7 protein-coding genes and 1 pseudogene are annotated in these 9,166 nt (G+C 44.3%); all 8 read right to left on the reverse strand.

Annotated features, from left to right (window positions below):
• Window positions 1-35 precede the first annotated feature (35 nt).
• Complete coding sequence (locus tag E0E16_RS10540; protein ID WP_130830274.1) at window positions 36-1,529, reverse strand: oligosaccharide flippase family protein; 1,494 nt, start codon at window positions 1,527-1,529, stop codon at window positions 36-38.
• Between the two features lie 22 nt (window positions 1,530-1,551).
• Window positions 1,552-2,778, reverse strand: coding sequence for a nucleoside recognition domain-containing protein (locus E0E16_RS10545; protein WP_130830275.1), 1,227 nt, complete (start codon window positions 2,776-2,778; stop codon window positions 1,552-1,554).
• Window positions 2,779-3,304: 526 nt separating this feature from the next.
• Entirely contained in the window at window positions 3,305-3,802 is a 498-nt protein-coding gene (locus E0E16_RS10550) for a DUF4625 domain-containing protein (RefSeq protein WP_130830276.1), read from the reverse strand.
• 51 nt (window positions 3,803-3,853) lie between these two features.
• Window positions 3,854-4,609 carry a DUF4625 domain-containing protein gene (locus E0E16_RS10555; protein WP_130830277.1) on the reverse strand — a complete coding sequence of 252 codons (756 nt, stop codon included), beginning with the start codon at window positions 4,607-4,609 and terminating at the stop codon, window positions 3,854-3,856.
• Window positions 4,610-4,670: 61 nt separating this feature from the next.
• Window positions 4,671-6,842, reverse strand: coding sequence for a TonB-dependent receptor (locus E0E16_RS10560; RefSeq protein ID WP_130830278.1), 2,172 nt, complete (start codon window positions 6,840-6,842; stop codon window positions 4,671-4,673).
• Window positions 6,843-7,073: 231 nt separating this feature from the next.
• A complete protein-coding gene (locus tag E0E16_RS10565; RefSeq protein ID WP_130830279.1) occupies window positions 7,074-7,427 on the reverse strand; it encodes a hypothetical protein in 354 nt (117 codons plus the stop codon).
• Window positions 7,428-8,100: 673 nt separating this feature from the next.
• Entirely contained in the window at window positions 8,101-8,946 is an 846-nt protein-coding gene (locus tag E0E16_RS10570) for an IS3 family transposase (protein ID WP_240048166.1), read from the reverse strand.
• A gap of 32 nt (window positions 8,947-8,978) precedes the next feature.
• Window positions 8,979-9,166: pseudogene (locus tag E0E16_RS13675) on the reverse strand (hypothetical protein); the annotation flags it as partial.

Below are 9,166 nucleotides of genomic sequence, written 5' to 3' on the forward strand. Positions count from 1 at the left end.
TGTGAGTTTCATTCTATCTCGTTAGATTGGGAAAACTATTTCTGAAATTTCTTGCCGATAAAAGGAAGTTTAGCCAATGGGAAATCACGCTTTACGATTATCGCCATAAAAGCCAGGACAATTAAGGTGTTCACTGCCAACGCGCCCAAAGAGGGAAGGAAGGCGTTGGATGCCGTGATGCCACCGAAGCAGATAAGAGCCGTCAGTACATAGAACATGATTTCCCTGACAGGATAATTGATGGGATAATACTTTTGACCGAAGTAATAGCTCAGCAACATACTGACAGCATAGGAAACGAAGCCTGCCCATGCGCATGCCCAATAGCTGAAACGAGGAATGAACAGGAGGTCTATCGCTATCAAAACCACGGCTCCGATGCCGGAAAAGTAAGCTCCCCATATCGTTCTGTCGGTGAGCTTGTACCAAAAGCTTAGGTTGAAGAAGATGCCAAACATGATTTCGGCTGCCATCACGATGGGAACAATCTCCAATCCTTCCCAATAGCTGCGCCCCACAACATACCGAAGGATGTCCATATATGCCATAACGGACAAGAAAGCCAAAAGCGTAAAGATGACATAAAACTTCATGGCATTGGCATAAGTTTCCTTGTTGTCCTTGTCCTTTGACTTGCCAAAGACGAAAGGTTCGTAGGCATAGCGGAAGGCCTGAGTAATCATGACCATGATCATGGCTATTTTAATGCACGCTCCGTAGATGCCAAGTTGCGTGCGTGCTTCAGCTGCCGAACCATCGAAGACATAAGGGAAGATGATTTGCGAGGCACATTGGTTGAGTTGTCCTGCCAATCCCATTATTAATAAAGGGAAGGTGTAGCCAAGCATACGCCTGCAAACGGTTTTGTCGAATTCGTGCCGAATGCCTGCCAACTCTTTCCAAAGCAATAGCAACGTAAGCAGAGTGCAGAACAAATTGATATAGAACACCCACACCACGTTGAGTGTGTAATGGGCATCGTAAATACCGAACGGATTAAATTGAAGAGAAGGAAACACTACCAAGTAAAGTAGAGTGAGGACGATGTTGAAAGTAATATTCAGTATTTTCAACGTGGCAAACTTGATGGGTCGATGCTTGCAGCGCAGGTAAGCGAACGGAATGGCGGCAAAAGCGTCAATGGCTACCGTGATATACATGACTATGATGTATTCCGGATGGTCTGAATAACCCAATAGTGAAGCTATAGGCTGATTGAAGAGGATGATAATTGCCATGAATAGCAACGATGTAGTACCCACCATTTTCAAAGTAGTAGCATAGACCGTATCGGGATTCTCGCCCTTTTTGCTCATGAACCTGAAGAATGTGGTCTCCATACCATAGGTAAGAATCACTATCAACAAAGCCACGTAGGCATAAACGTTGGTAATGATGCCGTATTGCCCTCCCGCGGCATTGAATTTGGCGGTTTGTATGGGTACCAACAGATAGTTGATGAAGCGAGCGGCTATGCTGCTAAGTCCGTAGATAGCCGTATCTTTTGCCAATGATTTTAAGTTTGCCATTTATATAATATTGCTTTTTCGTTTAGAAGAACACGTAGCAGATGCCGATGGCGGCTATCACGCCTGCCAAATCGGCAAGCAATCCGCATGCCACCGCGTGCCTTGTGTAGCGAATACTCACACTGCCGAAATAAACCGCCAAGACATAGAACGTCGTATCGGTGGAACCTTGGAAAATACAGCTCAATCTTCCGGCAAAGGAATCGGCACCGAAATGCTTCATAGTCTCAAGCATCAAACCTCTGGCACCACTCCCGGAGAGTGGTTTCATGAAAGCGGTGGGCAGACCATCAACGAATTGCGTGTCCAATCCGCATACCTCCACGCAGCTTCTGACGCCCTGAATAAGCAAATCCATTGCTCCCGATGCGCGAAAGACTCCCACAGCCACCAAGATGGCCACCAGATAGGGAATAATTCTCACGGCAGTGGTGAACCCTTCTTTTGCCCCTTCGATGAAAGCGTCATAAACGTTTATCTTCTTGAGAAAGCCTGCCACTATGAAAAGTACGATAATCGACATGAGGATGAGGTTGGAAGCAACCGATGTTACCATTCCCATGGTTTGTTGATCCATCTGCCCAAAGCCCCAAATCACCAGCCCTACAAAACCAATCAGTCCTACGAGAGTAGCGAGCAAGACGGGTTGCAACAAGTTAATGCGTTGCCAGACAGATGTAATAATGATACCAGCTATCGTGGCGACAGTGGTTGCCAGCAAGATGGGGATGAACACATCTGTAGGCGAAACGGCACCGTTGGCACTGCGGAAAGCAAGAATGCTGGTGGGAATGATGGTCAGCCCCGAAGTATTCAGCACCAAAAACATAATCATGGGATTGGTTGCAGTATCCTTCTTCACATTCAATTCCTGCATTTGTGCCATGGCTTTCAGACCGGTGGGCGTGGCGGCATTGTCGAGTCCCAACATGTTGGAAGCAATATTCATGAATATCGATCCCATGACGGGATGGTTTCTCGGAATATCAGGGAAGAGCTTTGTAAACACGGGACTCAACATTCGTGCCAATACGTTTACCACTCCTGCCCGCTCGCCAATCTTCATGATGCCCAGCCATAGTGCCAACACGCCGGTTAATCCGAGTGAAACTTCAAAAGCCGATTTCGAGGAGTCGAAAGTAGCATCCACCATCTCTTGGAATATCGATGTATCGCCCATGAATAGTCCAATGACTCCGAAAGCGAAGGCAATCAAAAAGAAAGCTATCCAAATATAGTTTAAAACCATTACTTATGTTTATGCGGTTGTATTCGTTAGGCAAAAGTAATACTTTTTGTCGATACTCGCAATATATAATGGTGAAAACTAAATGGATAAAAGCTTTCTGCTCGTTGCTCATTTCTCCTATCCGACAAATTATTCAGTTCAGAATCAATAGTGTCCTAAATAATTTTGTGCCCCCACACAAGGTTTCATCAAATCATGAGACTTGATGCATTTTGTTTCAATGGCGAATAACACATACCTCCTCATGACTCCAAATCGTATTCAGGTAATGGTAAACAGGCTCTTGACAGTGAATATTCGACCCGGACATCACCATGAAATTATATTACAAAAACCACATCCGGGATGCGTTTCGTAATCCATTGATAATCAGAACGATAATAATTGCGATTTAAAAGCTTAGCTTTTGCGCTCCGATTCATGACCTTTTGCATTGCAAAAGCTTACCTTTTGGAACGCGAAAGGTAAGCTTTGGATAAACGAATGAAGAATATTTAGGACATTATTGGTTCAGAATGGCAAACCATCACTGCGCCGGAGCAATGAGTTTGATACTGATGGCTTTCAAGTCCTGATGTCCGGCCTTATCGGTAAAGCGTATCACGAAATGATAATCGCCCGGTTGGCGGTCGGTGGGAATATCAATGTCCTGATGGATGGTGAACGTTCTGCATCCGGAGGGAATGGTGAAGTCTTGGTTAAAGATCCATACCTTATCGTTCGCTGTCTTTTTGGGATCTAACGGACAATCGCCTGCCGATGTACTGTGGCTATGATGATCGAAGTTATTGTGAATTTCTATGTTATAGCTGCCCAATTCAATATTGTCCTTCAATATGTATCTCACCGGAATCTTTTCTCCCGGCTTATAGGTCTGGCAGTTTTCAGGCATTGCCACTATTCCCTCGTCGGTAATGGTGGGCTTCTCCAAATCTTTAACGCTGTCATCTATGTCATTTCCACTACATGACAAGAATAAAGCTATTATCGTCATTGATAATAAGAACAAATTGATTTTCTTCATTTTGCTTTCCTTTCTTTATTAAAACGGCGGATGAATCCGCCGTTATTTTTGCTATTTAATCTTAAAATCTTCCACTTCTCCCGTATTCTCATGCCCGGCTGCCTTCACCGTGAAATGGAAATGATAGACGCCTGCCTTACATTCCTTTGGAATGGTAATCACCTCTTCAAAAGTGAAAGCTGATTTGTTTAGATATTTTGCCAACGTTTTCGGCGACAGTTCCACCTCGTATTCTCCTTTCACGCCATGGAACTCCAACTCGATTTCATTAACATTCTTTCCCTCTACCATGCTCTTCACTTCGGCTCTGACAAGCACTTTATCGCCTGCTTTTGCCATAGTGACAGGCTGATGGGTGGTCGGATCGAGAAGAGCTGTCTTTACATCTGCGGTTTTTACTATGAAATTCACCTCTCCCTGAACAGATTTCATCTGACCGTTCATGTCCGTTACCTTGATAATAACATCATATTTGCCTTCCGGCAGTGTACCGGGAACGTCTATGTGTTCATGGAATGTTGTTTCCAACACCCCTACATATTTACCGGTATTGAACACCCGGCTTAGCATGGTTTTTCCGGTTTTATTCTTTATCTCTACTTCAATTTGCTTAATCTTGGCTTCGGCAAGGATTTGACATTCCAAATGGATGTCTTTACCGATGGTAGCCTCACCATCGTGTCCGATTTCCTCATGGGTTAATTCCAGTTTTGCCGTGTCGTTGTTTTCATCGTCACTGCAAGATGTCATAGCGAAAATGAATACACCTAAGAGCGCAATGGCTCCAAATAAAAATTTATAGTTCATTGTAGTAATTGTTTGTGAGACTTTCGTCTCGATTAAAAAAATGTTTTATAAATGCTTAATTCTAAAAATCTATCCCCACCATCACGGCAAGATTGCGTCCCGGCTCCGGAACATCAATCAAACGATAAAAGCTGGTGTGGTCATAATACTTCCTGTTGAGCAAATTCTCCGCGTTCAATCCTATTCTCAAGCTGAAATCCTTAAACTTAAATTTCTTTCCGGCTGTCATGTTGAGTGTGAAATGTCCGGGTGTGGGTTCCTCCGGTGGTACGATGTCGTGCTGTGCCCCTGTGAGATGTCCGCTCAAGGATACATATCCATCGTTTTCCGGCGAGTTCAAGCAGAACAGATACTTTAGTTCTGCCTCGGCAGACCATGGCGTGGAGAACGGTAAAGAATAGCCCTTCTTCTCGCCCGATAACTGTTCGGCATAAAGATACTCACCCTTTATCGATGCTTCCCAATCTCTTCGTATTTTCCAGTTCACCATCGCCTCGAAGCCACAACGCAATACGCGACTTTGCGTATAATAATAAAGTTGCAAGCCTTCATAATAATTGGGTGTGGGATTCATGTAAATATAGTTCGGGAAATAATTAATGTAAGGGTCAAGTTGTACCTCTAATGCGCCGTTGCTCCAATTTATCCCTGCATCGAGCTGATAAGACTCTTCAGGGTTGAGCTTTGAATTTCCTTGCTCGTACCTGAAGATGTTGTAGTTTACGCCATTTGCTCCCAATTCCTTGGCGATGGGGATGCGAAAACTCTTTCCGAAGTTTGCCTTGAAGGTCCAATCGCGAACGGAATAGTTTACTCCCACCGACCATGTCAGATCGTTGAAGTTCCGACTGATGTCTTGCGCTCTTGACTTAAATACCGAATCTGTAGCACTAATCGGAGTTTTATACCAATCATTGTAATCGTGTATATGCGTCCGGGCATAATCGTAACGTAGCCCGGCGTTGAAAATCAAATCTTTTGACACCGTAAACCGGTCGAAGACATATCCCCCTACGGAGAAGGTCTCGAAGTCTGGAATGATAAATCCCCATCCGGTCCTTCGGTTATGTTGAAATTCCCCATCAATACCGGTCTGCAATTCATGCTTGTCGGTCAGTTTTATCTTCAATCCCGGATGAGCGGATAAAGTGCTCTTATTGAATTTTCGTTCCGTCGTTCCTTGCGGTTTCGGCATATATCCGTGTGAAACCGGCTCGGAGCACTCCTTCCGAATGTTGTTTTGAAAAGCGAGATTTAACTCCAATTGCCCATTGTCCCATTGATAGGAAGTGTGGCTCTGTGCCATGAAGTGATTGACACTCTGATAGGGAAGGTCGATGTCGCGTCGCGACTTGTCGTAGTCAATGTCCGACATCCTTACCTCTATTCCGTGCGCATTGGCAAAAAAGCCACTCTTCGAGTAAGTGTCGGCTAACTTCAAGTCGGTTCTGAACCGATAATTCTTAAATCCCAACGTCAGACTTCCATCTCTTTCCTTGCCTGCCGTATTGCGCAAACGCTTGTTTTTTAATCGGATATAGTATGAGTAATACTGAATGGAATCAGTAGGAACCTTGTAATCGGCATAATCAATGAGCGTGAAATTACCACGCCAAAAGAATTTTCCGGCTTTCCCTTCCATCCTGCCGGACAGTCCCAACGACTCGTTATTGGAGCGAGAAAAGATCGAAACGCTTCCCTGAAGGCTTCGCATGGGCACATAATTGCTAAAAAGACTTATCACGCCACCGATGGCATCAGATCCGTACAGCAGAGCCGCAGGTCCCTTAATGATTTCCACTCTATCCACGGAAAATTGGTCAATCTCCAGCCCGTGGTCATCGCCCCATTGTTGGCCTTCGTGCTTGATGCCATCTTCCACCACCACCATACGGTTAAATCCCAGTCCGCGAATTGCCGGCTTCGATTGTCCCGATCCTATGCTCATGGCTTTTACTCCGGGAACTCTGTTCAGACTTTGCATCAAACTTCCCGAAAAGTTGGTTTGCAAATACCCACGATCTATATGTATGTTGTTTATCGATGACCGCATCTGCAATTCTTTCCGTCGATTGCCCACCACCGTAACATTGCTCATTACAATCGCCGTGTCCGAATTATGTTCTTTCGGAGCATTCCATGAGGCAACGGAATGGGACTTGGTGGCGGGATGACAGAAAACCTCACAAGACAGGGTCAAGGATAGAATCACCGTCAATACAGTCTTATTCATATCTTTGATTTTTGTTTTTGTCTCGACACTCCTCACGACACACTAATGAAAGAACGGAGGTCGTCTTCTTTTCATCTCTTTCCGTTTGATTGTCGAAATCGATACGAAACTATAATCGGTGATGCCTTGTCGTTGGTAAAAGATGCACTGATGAAACATGATGCAACAAGCCGACAATCCCGACACAAAGGAAAGATGTGTCTAAATCAATTCTATAAAAATAACAAGGAATTATCCCCGGACAAAAACGGGAGGAGCGCGAAGACCATTGGTTTCTTTTCCGGCGAAGTAACAACCTGCCACGGTGAAAAGAATCACCGCAATGATATAAGTGGGAATAAACGCTCCTACTTTTATGGTTTCCGGATGAAAGAAACTAAAAAACGTAAAGTTGCAAATAGGACAAGTTTCGGCATGATGACCGGCGGCATGATGACTGGTAAGAACAACGCTTACCTTTTCCTCCGCGTCCGATTCTGCCTGACAAACATGAAACGCCCTGACGACCATTGGCAGTGTGAAGACCACCAAGAGCAACCATGCCACAAGAGCACGCATTTCGCCATGTTTGTAAACCTTTGTCATTCTTCGCGACAATTTTTCGGACTGCAAATATAAAACAATTCTCGAGCGATTGCAAGAAATTTAAGAAATAATAAACATTTTTTTTGCAAATGCCTTCATTTAACTCAAATCCTGCATTAGGATTTCTCGGCGTTATATGGCGGTGAGGATGGTAAACAGACGTTTGATAGTAAACATTCGACCCGCCCATCAATATGAAATTATATTACAAAAACCATGTCTGAGACACGTTTCACAACCCATTGATAATCAGAATGATATTAATTGCGATTTAAAAGCTTAGCTTTTGCACTCCAATTCATGACCTTTTGCATTGCAAAAGCTTACCTTTTGGAAAGCAAAAGCTAAGCTTTGGATAAACGAATGAAGAAAATTCAGGACATTATGTCTTTTCCTGAATTCACTTGTCAGATCTGACGATGTATTTCTGTTTTACTTGTCAAATATTTTCTTATTTACTGAATGACTTGACATTAACATTATATAGTTTAAATTTGAAGTCAGTGCACTTGCATAAAAGAAGATGGACAACACCTAAGTTCCGTCATATTTTCGGCAAGGTCTTAGGGGGCTCGATGCCCCCTGGGACCTTTGGTGAAGATGGCATAAGACCGTCGTTCGCCATATTTTCGGCGTTCCAAAGATACTTTATATTTTTCTTTTTTGCAAGCATTTATCTCTTTTTCCAAAGATTTCTCCCGGGCTGTTCGCCTCTATAGACATCCATCGGACATTTCATTCCTATGCTCATATGCGGTCGTCTGTAGTTGTAGAAGGCTATTGCCTTGGAGATTTCCATGTTGGCCTGGTCATAATCTCGGTACATCTCCTGCTGGTAAATCCACTCAACCTTAAAGGTTCCATTCGTCCTTTCCGCCACAGGATTGTCCGTAGGATTGTACCGTTCTGTCATACTAACCCTGATATGGTGGCACATAAGAGTTTCAACATATAGGTGGCAGGCGTATTGCGAACCTCTGTCAGAGTGGTGTATCGTTCCGCAGAGGTTGCCTCCTCCGGCTGCCTTAACTGCCATGAGCAATGCCTCCTTCGTATTTATAGCCTCCATGGTTTCGGATAAGCACCAGCCTATGACAGCATGTGAGTAAACATCTGTAATGAGATGGAGGTACAGGACGTTGCCGTAAATCCAAACGTAGGTTATGTCGGCTGCCCAAATGTGGTTAGCATACATTGCCGTAACACCTTGTACAAGATTAGGATACTTCCTATAAGGATGATTGGAGTCCGTTGTACGTCTTCGCTTGTTCTTGGGAAGCATAAGTCCTTCTGAAGCAAGTAGTTTTAAGAAGGAGTCGCGACCATGAGTAACATCTTCACCTAGCTCCGACTTGAGGAGGACGTGCAGTTTCACACCGCCTATCCCGGGACAGCAGGCACGATAGTAGAGTACATTGTCAACTATCAGTTTACGCCTTTGCCGCTCAGAAATCACAAGCTTGCTGCTTGCGTAATACCACTGGCGTTTCTTGCCAAACAGCCCACAGAGGAATTCCACGGATACACCGGGAAACTCCTCACGCAGCGCCGTTACTGTTTGGCACCATCTTTTTTTAAGATGCTGATACCCTCCTCGGATTCGGCTATCTCTATGAGTTTCTCATAGGCACGGCTGCGCATCTTCTCCAAAGACAATGCGTGTTGGAGGTTCACTATCTTCTGGCGCAATATCTCATTGTCTGTCAAATTCGTTTCTTTATGAGCCATACGATACCTCT

Source organism: Prevotella rectalis, assembly GCF_900607215.1.
GTDB lineage: Bacteria > Bacteroidota > Bacteroidia > Bacteroidales > Bacteroidaceae > Prevotella > Prevotella brunnea.

Coding starts and splice junctions, on each gene's coding strand:
- E0E16_RS10555 (WP_130830277.1), bottom strand. CDS start 4,609: ATGAACTATAAATTTTTATTTGGAGCCATTGCGCTCTTAGGTGTATTC.
- E0E16_RS10565 (WP_130830279.1), bottom strand. CDS start 7,427: ATGACAAAGGTTTACAAACATGGCGAAATGCGTGCTCTTGTGGCATGG.
- E0E16_RS10550 (WP_130830276.1), bottom strand. CDS start 3,802: ATGAAGAAAATCAATTTGTTCTTATTATCAATGACGATAATAGCTTTA.
- E0E16_RS10560 (WP_130830278.1), bottom strand. CDS start 6,842: ATGAATAAGACTGTATTGACGGTGATTCTATCCTTGACCCTGTCTTGT.
- E0E16_RS10545 (WP_130830275.1), bottom strand. CDS start 2,778: ATGGTTTTAAACTATATTTGGATAGCTTTCTTTTTGATTGCCTTCGCT.
- E0E16_RS10540 (WP_130830274.1), bottom strand. CDS start 1,529: ATGGCAAACTTAAAATCATTGGCAAAAGATACGGCTATCTACGGACTT.